General features: G+C 41.4%; 11 protein-coding genes. 4 read left to right on the top strand and 7 right to left on the bottom strand.

What is annotated here, in order from left to right; all coding sequences use genetic code 11:
- Positions 1-47: 47 nt before the first annotated feature.
- Positions 48-3200 carry a DEAD/DEAH box helicase gene (locus AUO94_RS09245; RefSeq protein ID WP_058383937.1) on the bottom strand — a complete coding sequence of 1051 codons (3153 nt, stop codon included), beginning with the start codon at positions 3198-3200 and terminating at the stop codon, positions 48-50.
- A gap of 170 nt (positions 3201-3370) precedes the next feature.
- Positions 3371-4420, bottom strand: a complete 1050-nt coding sequence (gene mnmH, locus AUO94_RS09240) for a tRNA 2-selenouridine(34) synthase MnmH (protein WP_058383936.1) — start codon at positions 4418-4420, stop codon at positions 3371-3373.
- Between the two features lie 204 nt (positions 4421-4624).
- Between mnmH and AUO94_RS09235 the strand changes: the two genes are divergently transcribed.
- Complete coding sequence (locus tag AUO94_RS09235; protein ID WP_058383935.1) at positions 4625-5608, top strand: cation diffusion facilitator family transporter; 984 nt, start codon at positions 4625-4627, stop codon at positions 5606-5608.
- Positions 5609-5671: 63 nt separating this feature from the next.
- On the opposite strand, the gene AUO94_RS09230 is transcribed toward AUO94_RS09235, so the two are convergent.
- Positions 5672-6553, bottom strand: a complete 882-nt coding sequence (locus AUO94_RS09230) for a Cof-type HAD-IIB family hydrolase (RefSeq protein ID WP_058383934.1) — start codon at positions 6551-6553, stop codon at positions 5672-5674.
- 317 nt (positions 6554-6870) lie between these two features.
- On the opposite strand from AUO94_RS09230, the gene glcT reads away from it, so the two are divergent.
- The 3 genes from glcT (at position 6871) to AUO94_RS09215 (ending at position 10647) form a co-directional block, all read left to right on the top strand.
- Complete coding sequence (gene glcT / locus AUO94_RS09225; protein ID WP_058383933.1) at positions 6871-7713, top strand: glucose PTS transporter transcription antiterminator GlcT; 843 nt, start codon at positions 6871-6873, stop codon at positions 7711-7713.
- A 157-nt stretch (positions 7714-7870) separates the two neighbouring features.
- Entirely contained in the window at positions 7871-9907 is a 2037-nt protein-coding gene (gene ptsG / locus AUO94_RS09220; protein ID WP_058383932.1) for a glucose-specific PTS transporter subunit IIBC, read from the top strand.
- A 197-nt stretch (positions 9908-10104) separates the two neighbouring features.
- Positions 10105-10647: an ECF transporter S component gene (locus AUO94_RS09215; RefSeq protein ID WP_058383931.1), complete on the top strand. Its 543-nt coding sequence runs from the start codon at positions 10105-10107 to the stop codon at positions 10645-10647.
- Between the two features lie 399 nt (positions 10648-11046).
- Here AUO94_RS09215 and AUO94_RS09210 read toward each other — a convergent pair whose 3' ends face one another.
- The 4 genes from AUO94_RS09210 to AUO94_RS09195 all read right to left on the bottom strand — a co-directional run bounded on the left by AUO94_RS09210 (position 11047) and on the right by AUO94_RS09195 (position 18062).
- Entirely contained in the window at positions 11047-12546 is a 1500-nt protein-coding gene (locus AUO94_RS09210; protein ID WP_058383930.1) for a malate:quinone oxidoreductase, read from the bottom strand.
- A 273-nt stretch (positions 12547-12819) separates the two neighbouring features.
- Positions 12820-13959 (bottom strand): mannitol-1-phosphate 5-dehydrogenase, encoded by a 1140-nt coding sequence (locus AUO94_RS09205; RefSeq protein WP_058383929.1) that lies wholly within the window; start codon positions 13957-13959, stop codon positions 12820-12822.
- 5 nt (positions 13960-13964) lie between these two features.
- Positions 13965-16052: a BglG family transcription antiterminator gene (locus tag AUO94_RS09200; RefSeq protein WP_058383928.1), complete on the bottom strand. Its 2088-nt coding sequence runs from the start codon at positions 16050-16052 to the stop codon at positions 13965-13967.
- 96 nt (positions 16053-16148) lie between these two features.
- Positions 16149-18062 carry a PTS mannitol transporter subunit IICBA gene (locus AUO94_RS09195; RefSeq protein WP_058383927.1) on the bottom strand — a complete coding sequence of 638 codons (1914 nt, stop codon included), beginning with the start codon at positions 18060-18062 and terminating at the stop codon, positions 16149-16151.
- Between the last annotated feature and the right edge of the window lie 82 nt (positions 18063-18144).

The raw sequence follows: 18144 nt of genomic DNA, 5'->3' as shown, positions 1-18144 counted from the left end.
ACTCGAAAATTCCTTTTCAGAAAAGACCTTGTGGCGATTCAAATTGACTATGTCATCAAAATTTCTCGGATATCCTCTGCCGACATCGCCTTTAACGGTTCTTCCCCCGATTGGATTACATCATCAATCAAGTTTTTCTTTTTCATTTGCAGTTCATTGATTTTCTCTTCAATAGTCCCCTTAGCAATTAATCGGACAACTTGAACTTCCTTTTTTTGTCCCATCCGATGGGCACGATCTGCTGCTTGTTGCTCGACAGCTGGGTTCCACCAAAGATCATACAACACCACTGTATCCGCACCTGTTAAATTCAAACCGGTGCCCCCCGCTTTTAAAGAAATCAAAAATAACTCACCTTGACCCTCATTAAAACGTGTGCATAAGTCTACTCGTTCCGCTGGCGGCGTTTGACCATCCAAATAAAAGTAAGAGACCCCTTCTTTTGTTAATTGATGACCAATCATGCCGAGCATCTTAGTAAACTGTGAAAAGACTAGCACACGCCGGCCAGTCAGTCGGCATTCCTCTATGAGCTCCATCAGTTGGTCAAACTTAGCAGATCCTCCATTATAGTCTTCCACAAATAATGCCGGATGGCAGCACAATTGACGCAACCTCGTAAGACCTGCCAAAATTCGAATTCGGTTTTTTTGAAAGCTATCTTTGTTTAAATGCTTCAGCGCATCTTGTTTTAATTCAGCTAAGTACGCAGCGTATAATTGTTTTTGTTCTTTTTGTAGTTCTGAAAATCGAATCGTTTCTACTTTATCTGGAAGTTCTGTTAACACCTCTGCTTTGATGCGCCGCAAAATAAATGGTCGAACTCGTTTTTTGATGCTGTCACGTCTCATTTCGCTAAACAGCCTACGATTTGGGAGAAGTTCAGGAAATATCACGTTGAAAATCGACCACAATTCGTCTAAAGAGTTTTCAATTGGGGTTCCGGTCAATGCAAATCGGTAATCTGCTTGAATCGCCTTAACTGCTTTTGCTGTTTGCGTAACCGGATTTTTAAAAGCCTGGGCTTCGTCCAAAAACAAAGTATGAAAGCGTTGATCTCGGTATAGCACTTGATCCATGCGCATTAAAGGGTAAGAAGTAATGATAACGTCCGACTCTTGCATTTTTTTAATCGACAAAGCTCTTTGTCTTTTGTCACCGTCTATAATGCCAGCTTTAATGCTTGGTGCAAATTTAGCTAGTTCGTTCAGCCAATTGTAAACTAGCGACGAAGGAGCAACTACGAGTACAGGTTGCCGCTGCTTCCGAATCTCGGGGAGTACCGATACGATAAAAGCGATGCTTTGCAAGGTTTTTCCAAGCCCCATGTCATCAGCCAAAATACCACCGAATTGGTATTTCGCGAGCAGCTTAAGCCAACGAAAGCCGGCTTCCTGATAATCTCGAAGAACTCCATTTAAACTTTCTGGTATATCTGTAGTCAATTTTTCTGGACGATTCAAACTTTGCAACAAACTGGAAAAATCTGCGCCTGGATCGAGCAATTGTCCATCTTCTAGTGAAGCGACTACTTGCAACCCATGGATCAATGGAATTCGGATCTCTTCTCTTCCAAAATTAGTTGCAGTAACAGCCAAGTCACGTAAAAAATCACTCAACTCAAGGAATTGTTGTGTTTCTAAAGACATTAACGTTCCGTTAGGGATTCGGTAAAATGGTCGTTTCTCTTCTAACGCCTCCAAAATTTTCTTGATTTCAGATTCTGGAATGTCTTGTAAGTCAAAGCGGAACTCTAGCCAATCTGTACGTTCACTTATTTCCACCTTTACTTTCGGACCACCATATTTTTTTTGAACGCGCATTTTTACAGCAGTTGTTGCAAATACCTGCATCAATTCTTCGAGCACAGGCATAACGTGATAGAGAAAATGATACTCCGCTTCCTCGTCTTGCATATAGAAGCCGCCATCGGTTTGTGTAAACTCACTGTCTTTCATAATTTGTAGAATATCTTGTTCTTGGTGACGTTGTCTACGGATCCCCGGATAATGGCGAGGTCCACCTTCTGCTTCTTCACATGGATTAATAACTAAGTGGCCATAATGGAATTCCACTCCGGCTAGTAAGCGATGTTTAATGCGATCGAGGAATAATTTGGCACGAAGAGGCGTTTTCACTAATCGATCTGCTACTGCGTCTGCAATATACACGTTTCCCAAACGTTCTAGTCCAGGTACGACTGTCGCCATGAAATGATCGATTTCTTGTGCTGAGATAAGCAACTGATCAACGGAGTTTGGCAGAAATTCCTTTAGTTCTGTTAAGTGTCTAGCGTCTTCTTCGGCCAAATAGAACAATGCCTCATCCGCAATTGCCATTTCATAATCTTTTAGAATTAGCACTTCTTCGAGTCCTTCAACATCTAGCCGGAACCCTCCAGAACGATGCTCAGCAAAATGAAAAGACAAAGGCAATTCTTTTTCCACGCGAATGCCGTCCGTAATGACTCGGTCTCTAACAAGTTTGACGTAAGGTGCGGCTTGAAGTAACGGCAATAACCGCTCCCAATCCGGAGCTGCCATGACTAGCAGTTCTGTGCCTTCTGTTCTTACTGCGCCAGCAAGTCGAGTCCTTGCTAAATAATCGAGCACTGTTGTGGTTTCGTCTTGCAGACGATGCTCTTCCGGTGAGTAATAAAAGCCAGTAGACTCGCTATAAGTTTCTTCCGCTCTGACCGCCTTTAAAAACGTATCGAGATCACCAATAGTTGCTAAATGTTCAATACCCGCAGCGACTCGTAAGGCGAGTGCGTGATCGTTTTCTCCCGACATCACCGGCAACAAACTAAATTCAATGTGAAGCAATTGCCGTTTATCAAAATATTGGCGTCCTTTCGTCCCATTCTTCTGTCGCGCAAACAAATCCAACATTTTCACAGCTGGATTCTCACGTTGTTGCATGTCATCTATCGCTAGTAAAACTCCTGCAATATGATGGCAATAGGTCTGCACAAAACCTACCGGTGGACAGCTACAAGAAGCGAGGATTTCACCATCCTCCTGTTGTTCAACGCTCACGTAAAATTCATTACGTCCTGTAACAACAGCTTTTATCAGTCGGTCATCACTCAAATCTAGCAATAGCCGAATTTTTCCAGCTTGAATAAAGCTTTTGCCTTTTTTATAAGCCGCGATTCCGCATAATTTTTTTATTTTTATTTCATTAAGTGAAAAATTCATGATAGTAGTTCCTTTCCAGGACACTCGAATACCGGTGACAGTTGTCTTTATTATCCCCGACTGCGGAGGGTGAATCAACTTCTCTACCTGTTCGACTTTGATAGTTAAAGAAAATCCCCTCCAACAAGACGTTGGGGAGATTTTTTTTGATTTTAAAAGTTACTTATCATTTATATGATTGGAGATTCTTCAATTTTCGGAATCTGTTTTTTTATCGCTTCAATGGCTTCTTCTAAATTCCTAACTTGCAGTACTTTTTTTTGCGCATCAGGATATTGAAGACCTGTATGTTGATAGCGTGAATCGTAATAATACTCCAGCAGCAATCTTACTGCAGAGGGAAATTCACCGACTTCTAAAGCTACTTCAATTTGCTTTGAAATGTTTAAAGGCATCCGTGTTTTGATTCGTTGAAAAGCTGCGATACACTCGGCTTGGTATTCCACTGGACGGTAATCTTCAATAATTTCTTTGATTCGTTCTTCCATGGGCATGTCGATGATCAGTTGAACGCTATTGGCTTTCAATTCTGTTAGCCAACTCGGAATGACAATTTTCCCGATTCTCGCGCTTTCGGCTTCAAAAAGAATAAATGGAGATTTCTCTAGCTCTCGGCATTGCTGGACTAGCAGCGAATCAAACATTTTCTGATTATGTGGCTCAACGCCAATATGACCGAAAATCGAACCTTTATGATTGGCCAATCCTTCTAAATCGATAACCGGATAGCCCTGCTTTTCCAAAGCTTTTAAAATTCTTGTTTTACCTGTACCGGTTAAGCCGTTCAATACATATGCTTTAAAAGGCGCTTCTGGCTGGTCGAGCTGGCTCACAACCCATCTGCGGTATTCGCGAATTCCGCCCTCTAAGCGACTGACGTGAACGTCCATTAATGACAAAAGTGTAGCTGTAGTGCGGCTACGCATGCCACCGCGCCAGCAAAAGACCGTTTTGCTGCCTTCAACCTGCTTAAACCGTTGAACAAATTCTGGTAATTTAGCTGATATAATCTCCAGACCTCGTACTTTTGCAGCTTCCACACTCGCTTGCTTATAAAGAGTTCCAATTTCTGCTCGTTCTGTATCATCGAAAAAAGGAATATTGATGCTGCCTGGTATTGAAAAATTCTTATACTCCGATGGCGACCTGACATCGATTAGCACCATCTTTTTCTGTTCACTTAAAGGCATCAAATCATTTACTGAAATATTGCTAAACATCCTTTTTCCTCCAAACACGCGCTTGTTTTACGTATTGTAACAGTATACACCCATATGGAACGGTTTTCTTTTTTGATTGCTCATCAGATTTTCACCGTTTTATTGTTCTCTGCCAACTGCTCTGTGTTTCAACTTCGGGACTGAGGGAATCGAATTAACTAATGGTAAATTATCAATGTCTCATGGCTGGAAGGAGAAAATAGTATGAGGGAACTTTTCGGATTGATGAAATTCGGTACAAGGTCGGCTTTATGGGCAGCCGTTATTAATAGTGTCGTTGCCATCATCAAGACGGCAGCCTATATGATTACTGGGAATGTCGCGATGTTTGCTGAAATGATGCATAGTTTTGGTGATGCCGCCAATCAATTTTTTGTGTTTATCGGCTCCGCATTGAGTAAGAAAGAACCCACAGAAAAATTTCCTGGAGGATTTGGACGTTTGGTCAATCTCGTCCTGCTCGGTGCCGTATTGATTGTTGCTGTCTTAGCTTATGAAACAATTGTTGAGGGAATTCATCACATTTCGAATGCTACACATTCAGAAGATTGGTTTTGGTTGAATATTGGTGTATTGGGTGCTTCGGCGCTTCTTGAAGCTGCTGTTCTTTATAAAGCCATGAAAGAAATTACGGAGCACCTTCCAAAAGAACAAGTTAAAGGATTTAAATTGATTCCAGAAAGCTATAAACACGTGAAAGATGCTAAACCTGCTTCGAAATTGGTCTTTTTAGAAGACAACGTTGCAGTTGGTGGAGCGGTCCTCGCCATGCTGGCAATTATCGTTGCGACATATACACCTTTCCATAGTGCGACAGGCTACGCTTCGATTATTATTGGTGTTGCACTTGTTTTGGTAGTCGGTCGTATCTTTATGGATAATGCAGCCGGTGCACTTGGTGTAGCTGATGTGAAAATGCAGGCACGGATGGGTGCTCGAATTTTACAACATCCACACATCAACGATATTCAAGATCTGGACGTCATTAAAGAAGGTGAAAGTCTTCATGTTGAACTCAAAGTTGAAGTAGATTCCAATATGACCATTAAAGAAGCAGATGATATTCGAAATTATATTGAGAAGAAAATAAAAGAAAGCGTAAAAAATGTAACAGATGTTATTATTGAATTTGACGACGATGATGATATTGATACATGGAGCAGTATCTCTCCTAAAGATAACCAATAGTTTCGTGGTTTCATAAAAAATAACCCAAACTGGAAAATGAAAACATCTCCGGTTTGGGTTATTTTAAGCTCTTGGTGATTTCTTAGCGATATTTGCCAACACACTCGTTTTCAGGTAATGGTAAACACCGTTTTCATCACAAGTAAACGCTGTGACTTCATCCACTACTGCTTGAATGTGAGCGGGGGCGTTTTTCATTGCTACAGCGTGAGATACGTATTCGAACATTTTCACATCGTTGTCACTGTCTCCAATGGCGAGTGTTTCACAGCCGATTAACCCAAAGCGTTCCAGCATTTGAGCGATTCCAGACGCCTTGCTCACATTCGCGACCATTACTTCCATATTATTTGGAGAAGAGGGAGTCATCGTAAACTGCATAAGCTTTTGTAGCTCTTCTAACTCTTGTTTCCAGTTGTCGATTTCATCGCGAGTTCTTGCAAAAAAATAAAATTTGGAGAAATGACTCTCTGTTAGTTCCTCTACCCATCTAATATCTTCTTTGATTGCTTGTTGGCGTGAAATCCATTCGTTCGTCTGTACCGATTCGGGCTTGGGATCGCGCACTGCAGCTTCGACAAATTCTTTGTCCTGCTTTAATACTTGCTGGGATTGACCATGCGGAAAAAGTTCGTAATAGATTTTATGTTCACGCGCTTTCTTGATGATGGCTTCTACTAAATCCAGCGGAAGAGAGTGCTCAAAAACTACTTCGTTTCCAATGTAACCCGCCATGCCGTTTGCGGTAATGATGCCATCTACCATAAACCCTTCCGGTAGCATCCCTACCAGTTCAGCAGAAGACCTTCCTGTCGCCACAAATACGAAAATACCTTCATTTCGCAGCTCATCTATAATTTGTTTCGTTTCTGCACTCACTTTGTTGTGGTGATTTAAAATTGTTCCGTCCATGTCCAAAAAGACGGCTTTAGGTTTGATTGACACGTTATTACCTCCTGTTGATTAAAGACAACTAATTAATACAAGTATACGTCCTGTTATTTTTAAACTCAATGAATCTGCCGTGCCGCCTACCGTATCTACACCGATTAAAACTCTGGTACCTTCTTTAAGGCATCCAAATAGCTAGATATCCTTAGTTCTAGAATATAGCGTAATAAATTTCTATTGCGAATAGACAGAAAATGTTAGAATGACGGAAAGAGGAATTTCGAATTTTACGTATGGTTCACAGAAAATACGCCTAACACGCAAGAAATATCCAGCTGTTACATAAGTTGAAGCTGCAGATGGAGGCTAGTATGGAACAAATTTTAATCATTCAAAAAGTATTGAATAATAATGTTGTGATTGCCCACCATGATACCTATAAAGAAGTCGTATTAATTGGCAATGGCCTCGGATTCAATCGAAAAAAAGGAGATTCGATTCCTTTTGACGAAGCAGATAAAACATTTTTGCTAAAAGACGAAAATGAAATGGAACAATATGTCAATCTACTTCCTTATATTGAGGAAAAGCTCCTTATCTTTATTCATGAACTCCTTCTTTTCATCGAGGAAAAAATGGATAAGCAATTGAACGAGCATATCCACGTGGCTTTGACTGATCACATTGCGTTCGCCATTAATCGTGCGAAAAAAGAGATTCAATTCTCCAATCCTTTTTTATTTGAAATTGAGTCACTGTATCCAAAAGAATACTTAGTGGCCAAAGACGTTGTGACAAAGGTGGAAGAGCGGACAGGCGTTTCTTTTCCAGAAGGTGAAGTTGGTTTTATCGCGCTCCATATTCACAGTGCGGTAACAGATAAGTCTTTACGCGACATCAATCGGTACCATGCGCTGATTTCAAAAATGGTGAATATTATCGAAGACAATCTTGATATTCAATTGGAAAAAAACAATATTGACTATCATCGTCTCATTCAACACCTTCACCGCGCGATTGACCGAGCCGCAAAAGGCACGTTGCTTGGTGAAGAAAATAAATTAGCTGCTATGTTGAAAAGTGAATATCCTGTATGCTATAATCTTGCCTATAAGCTCATTAAAGTCATGCAAAATCAATTGAATAAGCCGGTAGATGAAGCGGAAGTCATGTATTTGACCATTCATCTGCAACGCTTAACACATAAATTCTGACATACGTGTTACTGATTCGATCAGGCATGAGTATGAAAAGATGAAAAGTTGACTACTAGGACAAACCTGCCCTCTGACAACTTTCCCTTTTCTGCTCATGCCTTTTTGTATCCATTCAATTGTTTTTTCATAGTTAAAACATAAAGGAGGAAGTTATATGTCATTCAATTTTTTCGGTACTTTGCAAAAAGTAGGTAAAGCTTTAATGTTACCTGTCGCACTCTTGCCCGCTGCTGGTATTCTGTTAGCTTTTGGTACTAGTTTTGCACAAGAATCATTTTTGGAAGCGGTTCCTTTTATGGGAGCTAACTGGATTCAGCAATTATTATTCGTTATGGCAGAAGCGGGTGGCGTTGTTTTTGACAACTTGCCTTTACTATTTGCTGTAGGTGTCGCCATTGGTCTTGCTGGCGGTGACGGGGTAGCAGGACTCGCAGCCATCATCGGTTACTTGATTATGAATGTCACGATGAAGGCATTTGGTGGAATTACGCTGGAAATGACGACTGATCCAGCATACGCTAATGTATTAGGCATCCCTACGTTACAGACCGGTGTTTTCGGCGGAATTATCGTTGGTGTCTTAGCCGCTTTCATGTACAATAAATTTTTCAATATCCAATTGCCACAGTTTTTAGGATTTTTTGCTGGAAAGCGCTTTGTTCCTATCGTTACGGCTTTCTCTGCTGTTTTTCTTGGCATTATTATGTTCTTGGTTTGGCCATTCGCTCAAACTGGATTAAATACACTTTCCCATTTCATGTTGGAGACAAACCGTACGCTTGCAGCTTTTGTATTCGGTGTTATTGAACGCTCTCTGATTCCATTTGGATTGCACCATATTTTCTACTCGCCTTTCTGGTTTGAATTCGGTCAATACACAACTGCGGCTGGTGAAATTGTCCGCGGCGACCAACGGATCTTCTTTGCTCAATTGCAGGACGGTGTAGACTTTACGGCGGGTACATTTATGACCGGTAAATTTCCATTCATGATGTTCGGCCTTCCCGCTGCAGCACTTGCTATCTATCATTGTGCACGCCCTGAGAAAAAGAAAATTGTTGGCGGTATTATGGCCTCAGGTGCGTTGACTTCTTTCTTAACTGGAATTACAGAACCACTTGAGTTCACATTTTTGTTTGTAGCTCCTGTGTTGTTTGGTATTCATGCTATTTTCGCAGGATTGTCGTTTATGACGATGCACTTGCTCGATGTTAAAATCGGAATGACGTTCTCCGGTGGACTGATTGACTTTTTGCTCTTCGGTGTTTTACCCGGTAGAACAGAATGGTTCTGGGTCATCGTTGTCGGTCTCGTGTTCTCGGTCATCTACTACTTTGGTTTCCGTTTTGCCATCTTGAAATTCAACTTGATGACACCTGGACGCGAACCAGAAGAAGAAGGCGACGAAGAGATGGAAGAAATCGGCGACTTGCCGTATGAAATTCTTGCTGCCATGGGCGGACAAGAAAACATCAAAAACCTTGATGCTTGTATCACACGTCTGCGCGTCAGTGTAGCAGATAAAGGAAACGTCGATAAAAAGAGATTGAAAAAACTTGGCGCTTCCGGTGTCATGGAAGTCGGCAACAACATTCAGGCGATCTTCGGACCGGTTTCGGATAGCTTACGCGGACAAATGCAAGATATCATGAATGGTAAATCCCCTCGTCCAGCTTCCAAAACTGCTGCTCCGACGGAAAATACAGTTGCATCGGCGACGCCATTAGAATTCAATAGCCCGATTACAGGTGAACTTCTTCCAATTTCAGAAGTTCCGGACCAAGTATTCTCCGGCAAAATGGTTGGAGATGGATTTGCAATTAAACCGACAGAAGGAAAAGTTTTTTCTCCGGTAAACGGAAAAGTTGTTACGGTCTTCCCTACTAAGCACGCTATTGGGATTGCGGCAGACAACGGTACGGAAATTCTAATTCACATCGGTATTGATACAGTCCATCTAAAAGGTGAAGGGTTTACATCGCATATTGAACAAGGTGACTTGGTAGAGCAAGGACAACTCTTGATGGAAATGGATCTTGATTATATCGCTGAACATGCGGCTTCCATCGTTACGCCCATCGTTTTCACAAATCTTGAAGAAGGCCAGTCAATCAAACTCCTAAAGTCTGGTGCAGTGACAGCTAAAGATACAGGAATTATGGAAATTATCCACGGAGAACCTGTTGTTTGACTTGATACCCCTACTTAAAAGCCCAGCTAGACTCGGAAACTTTCCGAATCTAGCTGGGCTTTATCGTCTTATAAATTTCTCCTATCAATTTAAAAATACAATCTGACCTCTAAGTTTTGTTCGGAATTGATACTTTTAACTAGTCCAATCCTCTGCTAATGTTATGTGAAAATGAACAGATGGGAAGGTTACTAACGATGCAAAAAACGACTAGCTATTCACCTGCCGCTAATTCACGGACACTCGATTTGATTTTGAGCGCTATGGCCATTGCCCTTGTCTTCGTCGCTACTTTACTACTAAATATTCGCTTGCCAATTGCTGCAAACGGCGGCCTTGTCCACCTTGGTACTGCGATGCTTTTCATCATCGCCATTCTTTTTGGTCCTAAAAAAGGTTTGATTGCCGGTGCAATCGGCATGGGGCTATTTGATTTAGTTTCTGGGTGGACTTTATGGGCGCCCATTACAATTGTGGCTCGTGGTCTCCAAGGTTACTTAGTCGGAAAAATTGCTTGGTCTGGTGGCAGAAATGGTAGCAGTACAGCTTTCAATATTTTTGCAGCAACTCTTTCAATTCCGCTGATGGTTGCCATTTATTACGTCGGGGAAGCTATTATCTTTAGCAGTTGGATTATTCCTGCTGCTTCGATTCCCGGAAACCTAGTTCAAAACTTCGTCGGACTGATTATTGCCATTCCAGTTGCAGTTGCCTTGAAAAAAACTCCATTCTTTAAATAACACAACCGGAGAAAAATAGTTTTTGAATTGCCACTGGGAATGTAAAAAGTAGAATTTAAAAGGGGCTGTCCCATAAGTCCCTAAAAAGACGATGAAAAAGAATTTTTTTCATCGTCTTTTTTTGTGATGAGCTTCCTGAACGCAGTTAACGATGCCGTATGCTTTTAGAAGATTGTAGGTCCATGCCACAATTTCGAACGTCGTATACACTTTATCGAGGCCCGAGAGGAGGAATCGACGGAACGACGCGTGGTGAAGACGGCAGCCGGCTGAGGCCGCGCCCGCGGAAAGCGTCCGTCGGAATGGACAGCAGCTATTTCTCAGCCATACAAAAAAGGGCTGCCCTGAAAAGTCATTTTTCATGACTTTTGGGACAGCCCTTTTGATATATTTTTCTACTTAAATTCCGATTGGGCTTTTTTCATCCAATTGCAACGCTTTTGCTGTTGAAGTATGGATTTCTTGAAGAAGCTCAGGATTCTCAGCCAACGAGATGCCGTAAGACGGAATCATCTCTTTGATCTTCGGTTCCCATTCGCCCACATGATCCGGAAAACATCTTTGGAAAATTTCAAGCATGGCATGAACAGCCGTAGATGCACCTGGTGAAGCGCCTAATAAAGCAGCAACCGAACCGTCCCTAGAAGTAACAATTTCCGTACCAAACTGAAGAGTTCCTTTGCCTTTATCCGTATCTTTAATAACTTGTACACGCTGTCCTGCGACTACTACATCCCAGTCTGCAAGTTTGGCAGTCGGAATAAATTCGCGCAGTTCTTCCACACGTTTTTCATTGGACAGCAATACTTGCTGAACCAAATATTTTGTTAACGACATTTCTTTCGCCCCTGCAGCAAGCATGGTAAAGACGTTATTTGGTTTTACAGAACCGAGTAAATCCATGTTTGAGCCTGTTTTCAGGAATTTCGGTGAAAATCCTGCAAATGGTCCGAACAATAATGATTTCTTGCCGTCAATAAAGCGTGTATCCAAATGCGGTACGGACATTGGCGGAGCGCCAACTTTTGCTTTTCCATATACTTTTGCATGATGTTGCTCTACAATTTCAGGATCGTTGCAAACTAAGAACAAGCCACTCACCGGGAAGCCGCCAATATGCTTAGACTCAGGAATACCCGTCTTTTGAAGCAAAGGCAAACTTCCGCCACCGCCGCCGATAAAGACGAAGTCCGCGTTATGGTACTCAATTTTGTTGTTTTCAAGGTCCTGAACTTTGACTTCCCACGTGCTATCACTACTACGTTTAATGTCTTTAACTGCATGGTTGTAGTTCATTTCGACTTGTTGCTCTTCCAAATGAGTAAACAGCATTTCCGTTAAAGCACCAAAGTTAACATCCGTACCCGTATCAATTTTGGTTGCCGCCATGGCTTCAGTTGAAGTTCGACCTTCCATAATAAGGGGAATCCATTCTTTCAACTTTTCTAGGTCAGCTGAATATTCCATGCCTTTAAATAAAGGACTTTTTGATAATGCTTCAAATCGGTTGTTTAAGAAACGTACATTGTCTTCTCCTTGTACCAAACTCATGTGCGGAATCGACATAATAAAGTCCTGTGGATTAGCAATGCGTTTGTGATTTACAAGAAACGACCAAAATTGTCTCGAAAGCTGAAACTGTTCATTGATGCTACTCGCTTTTTTTATATCGATAGAGCCGTCAGCTTGTTCAGGTGTATAGTTCAGCTCGCAAAGTGCTGCATGTCCTGTTCCAGCGTTATTCCATTCGTTGGAACTTTCGGCTCCTGCTTTTTCAAGTTTTTCAAACACTTTAATATTCCAGCTAGGGGCTAACTCTTTAAGCATTGCTCCCAAAGTCGCGCTCATAACTCCAGCGCCGATCAAGATAACGTTCTTGTTTTTTTGTTGGTTGTCCATTATAACCTTCCTTATCCCGTATATTTGCAAATAGGTGCAGCTTGCTCCTGATCAAATAATACAAAAAGCCAGGCTCAACCGTAAAACACACCTTTTCTGCCTCAATTTAATAATTATATCACATTTTCCGATTCGACCTATGTGGTTTTGCCTGTCAATTATACCTTACTTAAAGCCTGTAAAAAAGAAAGACCTCCAGCGCAATTGGAGATTTACTCGAAGCAATTAAAAAAGCCACTACTTTTTATCAGTAGTGGCCTTTTCCGTTGGATTTTACCCTTGCAGCACTTTATAATGACGAATAACTTCTTTGGTAACATCGCTATCTTCAGCGAGGCCACTAAACTTCTGTAACGTCTCTGCAAGTCCATGTTCACGAATCATTTCTTGGATTTCCACCGCTTCTTCATCTTCTGGGTAATCGAATAATAACGCAGCTGCAACCGCATTCGCTAGATGTGTGTACGGCAATCCCGCTTTTTGCGCTTGTGTAGCTGGTCGAATTAGCCGATCTTCAGGTCCTAGCTTACGAATAGGAGCACGTCCGACTCGTGTCACGCCATCGTTCAAATAAGCATTTTTAAAGCGCTCGATATTTTTATCAATATAGGCCAAATGCTCAGCTTCATCAAGTTTGTATTGCTTTATTAAATAAGCACCTGTTTCTTTTAACGTCGCTCTTACTTCCCTAACAATTTCTTCATCGCCTAAGGTTTCATCAATGGTCGTTTTTCCCGCTAAATAGCCCAAATAAGCAATCACGGCATGACCAGTATTCACGGTAAACAACTTCCGTTCGATAAACGGTGCAAGATCTTTGACTATTGTCATGCCAGTTACTGGCGGAATATCCTCTGTCGTTTCCACGACCCACTCGTAATACGGTTCAACTAACACATCCAATGAATCCTGATTTTGGATTGGCACAATGCGGTCAACCGCTGAGTTGAAAAAGCAAATTTTCTCTTCCAGTTGGGTTTTCGTTTCTTCGTCTAGATTGTCCAAAATGTGCTGCTTTAGTATGTCGGTCGCCCCAATTTGATTTTCACAGGCAATAACATAAAGCTTATCCTCTGTTGCCGTGATGCGCTTAGCTAAACCACGGGCAATTAACGGGGCAATTAACGGCAAAATATTCGGACCGATGGCAGTGGTTAAATAAGTTGCTTGTTGAATCGCCTCAATGACGTCATTTTCATGTGTCCGGTTGTTAATACCCGAAACATTGGTGATCGCAATGGTTTCTTCCTGCGATTGTGCCAATTTTACTTGATAGCCTTTTTCTTCATTTAACTTATTGATTACTTGATTTGCAACATCCACAAACGTTACGTGATAGCCCGATTCGGAAAATAACGCACCGATAAACCCTCTACCAATGTTTCCCGCTCCAAAATGAATAGCCTTCTTCACTGTCATCATTCCTTTATCAACTTATTTTGTAAATAATCCAAAAAGAGTTCTTCTAATTTTTGCCGAATTACTTTTTCGTTAGCTGATGTGTAAATCATCATAGACCTTTCGCTTTCAATCAAACTGGTACTGATTAAACTTAGTATTTCCTGCTCTCTAGCTGTCAGCAATGTAGGGGCTAGCATTAATAAGAGGTTTTTTATACGCATTTCTTTCCCATCCATCCCTCGAACAACAAGAGCGGTATCGAGATGAACAACTTGAAACAATAGCCCACGGATAGAGTCGTCACGACAATGAAAAAGAGCCATATTCGTATCTGGAATTCCAAGTCCACCTTTTTTCTCTCGTTCTTTTAGTTCATGCATGGCAGCGTCAATGTCTGTAATAAGTGCTTCTTTTTCAGCCTGTTCCATTACTTCCCGCAAAACTTGCCAATGATCTGTAGCAAGCTGTGTGTTAATGACTTTAAAATTAGTTAACAGTGTATCCATGCTTACTTGTACTTCTTTAATTTCCCTCAGTACGTTTTGAATATTCGGCTTTTTGTTAGCAGTTACCGACCGGTCAGAATTCTCAAGATCCAAATATCGTTTCTTACTAGTAATTTTTTCTACATTTTTTTGCAAATAGTTTTCAATATAGCCAATATCTTGATCACTCAATAAAGGACTAACCATAATATAATCCACTTCTGTTACAGGCAATCTAATTGTCGAAATGACTAGATCGTAATCTTGGAAATGAGCTGTCTGAAATTCGTTAATAGAAAGAATTTCAACTGAATTGATTTCAGGAAGTTCTTTTTGAATCCGACTGGCTAGCATTTTAGAAGTTCCGATGCCTGTTGGACAAATAACAACTGCATCAATCCGAAGCCTTTCTTCATTCATCAGTAAAGCTGAGCCGAAATGCAGGACGACATAGGCGATCTCACCTGCCGGAAAATCCAAATCCTCAAATTCACTTTCTAAACTTTGCTTGACTGCCATAAACAAAACGGGGTATTTTCGCTTGATCTCGTCTGTTAACGGATTAAAGGATTCTAGTTTTTGGTTTAAACGGAAAATCGATGGGCCCATATGCGCAAGCAACCCTTGGTACAATGAAAAGTCATCGACAAGATCTACATGTAGTTGCGCTGAAACGTCGCGGATTAAATTTTTTATCAATCGACCTAGCAAGACGCTATCGTAATAACCCGTATCAGCCGCTTGAACTTTTGACCCTTTTAAAATCACTGATAAAAAATAGATATCTTCCGCAGTCAATGGAATAGAAAGCTGCTTACTCAACTCTCGACAAACTGCATCCATCAATTGATGTTCGCGCTCAGTGCCATACTCTGGTTGTTCTTCAAGTTCAATCGGAAATCCATTTTCCGTGCGCTGTACTGTCAAGCAGCAATAAACAACCAGGCCAATATAATCTCTATCCGCTAACTTCGTTTGTTCTTTATTGATTTTCTGGTCAACTAATCCATCCACGACAATCATGTATCCCGGTAAAAAATAACCGAGAATTTTTTGTTGTTGTTTTTTTCCTTGTTGAAGAAAATACAAACTTTCAACCATCTCTTCGTAAAAAAAGGACAAAACATAACTTCCTAAAGCATGACGCTTGTCGGTCTCTCTACCAACCACTTCCACACCTACGCCACGTGTTCGTGATAACTCAACTGAAAACTTCCCTAACCAGCTTATTAGATCCTCTAAATAAACGGTTAGTGTAGCGGTGCTGACACCTAGATTGTTGGCGAGCATTTGCTTTTTAAAAAACGGGCCTTCATGCAGCAAAATTAGGAGCAACTTCAATTTTCTCTCCTCTGCTGTTTCATCTGCCGGACTGGTCGTTATCAAATTTTGTATGAGACGATAAACTTGATCGTTGGGTCCTTCGATAAAAAGCCCTTCATCCGCGGTACGTTCCACCGTCAAGTCGAATTGCTGCAATAGCTTTCCTACTGATTTTAAATCCCGCTGAATGGTTCGAGCACTAACATCCAAATAGGAAGACAGCGAATTTACCGTATGTTTTCCAGAGGTTTTAACAATTAGCTCGATTATGGATTTTTCTCTAAACGTGATAAACATGCAGCTCACTCATTTCGCTTTAAAATGCCTTCAACAAGACTGGGAAATGCAAATAGCACAAAAAGGCAGGAGCTCCCGCCTTTTTGTTGTTGTCATTTAATTGCTGTTAATGATGTCGATGATTTCTTTAGCAGATTTCGCTGCTACGAGTCGATCGACATTGTCTTGGTCCGCACAAACGACTGCGATTCCTGAAAGGATTTCTAAATGTGTGCCATCTTTTCCAGCAATCCCAAAAATCATTTTTGCACGCTCTCCATCAAAGTCTACTCCATTTGGGACTTGAACAACAGTAAAGCCAGACTTGATGACTGCTTTTTTCGCCTCTTCTGTGCCATGAGGAATGGCAACGTTATTGCCCATATATGTCGTTGTGATTTCCTCACGCTTGAGCATATCCCCCACATAAGATTCTTCCACATAACCCGCTTTTACTAATGCCTGTCCAGCAAATCGAATAGCTTCTTCTTTTGTGCGGAATCTTTGTCCGATAAAGACATTTTCTTCAAGCAACAGCTGATCCTCTTCAGCGCTGCCAGCGACAACCGCTCGATTTTCTTCCACCACTTCTTGCTCTTCACTCGTCGCATCGTTTTGTAAACGCTCGATCAGCTTGTCGTATTCCGGACTCGATAGAAAATTGTCAACTGAAATATGATAAGCAGCTGGCACCTTATTTTCAGCACGCGGTGTCAATTTTTCCTGCGTAATGACGATTTGTGAGTCACTTGGAATTGTGCTGATGGCCGTATTTGTGACGACTATACCTAATCCTGCCTCTTTTACTTTCTTACGTAATAAAGAAGCACCCATAGCACTTGATCCCATCCCGGCATCACAAGCAAAGACAATTTTTTGGACATTTCCAGGAAATACACTGCTAGTAGCTGTAGCTGTTGGAATTATTTCCTGGGAAATAGAACTCTTCTTCCCTTTCATCTGTTCCATTTTCTTTGTTGCTTCTTCGATTCCTTCATCTGTTTGTTTGCTTGATTTTAAAACGATTGCTGAAATAACAAAAGATACGGCCGTTGCAACAAATACCGCAGTAAAGTTGGCTAAGTATGCCAATCCTTCAGGTGGTGTGACCGCTGCAATGGCTAAAATACTTCCTGGTGATGCAGGCGCAACCAATCCGCCACCCATTAACACAAGAGTAAAGACGCCACTCATCCCCCCAAAAATTACGGCCAACAACAACATTGGCTTCATTAGTACATAGGGAAAATAAATTTCGTGAATTCCCCCGAAGAAATGAATGATCGCTGCTCCAGGTGCCGATTGTTTCGCAATTCCTTTTCCAAAGAACATAAAGCCCAGTAGAACGCCGAGTCCTGGACCTGGATTCGCTTCAAGTAGAAACAAAATTGATTTTCCTGCTTGTTGAACTTGTTCCAAGCCGATCGGTGTCAAAACACCATGGTTAATTGCGTTATTTAAGAACAAAATTTTCGCAGGTTCAATCAAAATACTCGTCAATGGTAACAATCCAGCTTCTAACAACCAGTCTACACCTGAAACGAGAACGCTCGTAAAGGCACTTACAGCAGGCCCGATACCGAGAAACGCAAAAATCGCCAGTGCCCCACCCAGAATTCCTGCAGAGAAGTTGTTGACCAACATTTCAAAGCCAGTCCGAATTTTCCCATCAATCAACTGATCAAATTTCTTGATCACATATGCACCGAGAGGACCCATAATCATAGCACCTAAAAACATAGGTGTATCAGGAGCCCCAATAATGACACCCATGGTCGCAATTGTTCCGACTACTGCACCTCGCTGGTCATAAATCAAGCGCCCACCTGTATAGCCGATAAGAAGCGGCAGCATATAGTGAACCATTGGTCCAACTAATTTCCCAAGCTCTTCGTTAGGAAAGAACCCTGTTGGAATAAACAAAGCTGTGATTAATCCCCACGCAATAAATGCACCAATATTCGGTAAAACCATAGAGCTCAAGAAGTTCCCAAACTTTTGTATCCCGACCTTTGTTTTCGAATCGTTCATGTGATCCTCCCTTTCTCAAAATAGTTAGTTATGTTGTTTCTTTATCATAGTTCATAATTGGAAGCGTATTCAATAACAAGCA

The organism is Planococcus kocurii, from assembly GCF_001465835.2.
In the GTDB taxonomy this organism is placed as follows: domain Bacteria; phylum Bacillota; class Bacilli; order Bacillales_A; family Planococcaceae; genus Planococcus; species Planococcus kocurii.
This window is presented reverse-complemented; position numbering and strand designations above follow the sequence as displayed.

Excerpts from the sequence above, each read along its gene's own strand:
- AUO94_RS09245 (WP_058383937.1), bottom strand. The coding sequence starts at position 3,200 with ATGAATTTTTCACTTAATGAAATAAAAATAAAAAAATTATGCGGAATC.
- mnmH (WP_058383936.1), bottom strand. The coding sequence starts at position 4,420 with ATGTTTAGCAATATTTCAGTAAATGATTTGATGCCTTTAAGTGAACAG.
- AUO94_RS09235 (WP_058383935.1), top strand. The coding sequence starts at position 4,625 with ATGAGGGAACTTTTCGGATTGATGAAATTCGGTACAAGGTCGGCTTTA.
- glcT (WP_058383933.1), top strand. The coding sequence starts at position 6,871 with ATGGAACAAATTTTAATCATTCAAAAAGTATTGAATAATAATGTTGTG.
- ptsG (WP_058383932.1), top strand. The coding sequence starts at position 7,871 with ATGTCATTCAATTTTTTCGGTACTTTGCAAAAAGTAGGTAAAGCTTTA.
- AUO94_RS09215 (WP_058383931.1), top strand. The coding sequence starts at position 10,105 with ATGCAAAAAACGACTAGCTATTCACCTGCCGCTAATTCACGGACACTC.
- AUO94_RS09210 (WP_058383930.1), bottom strand. The coding sequence starts at position 12,546 with ATGGACAACCAACAAAAAAACAAGAACGTTATCTTGATCGGCGCTGGA.
- AUO94_RS09200 (WP_058383928.1), bottom strand. The coding sequence starts at position 16,052 with ATGTTTATCACGTTTAGAGAAAAATCCATAATCGAGCTAATTGTTAAA.
- AUO94_RS09195 (WP_058383927.1), bottom strand. The coding sequence starts at position 18,062 with ATGAACGATTCGAAAACAAAGGTCGGGATACAAAAGTTTGGGAACTTC.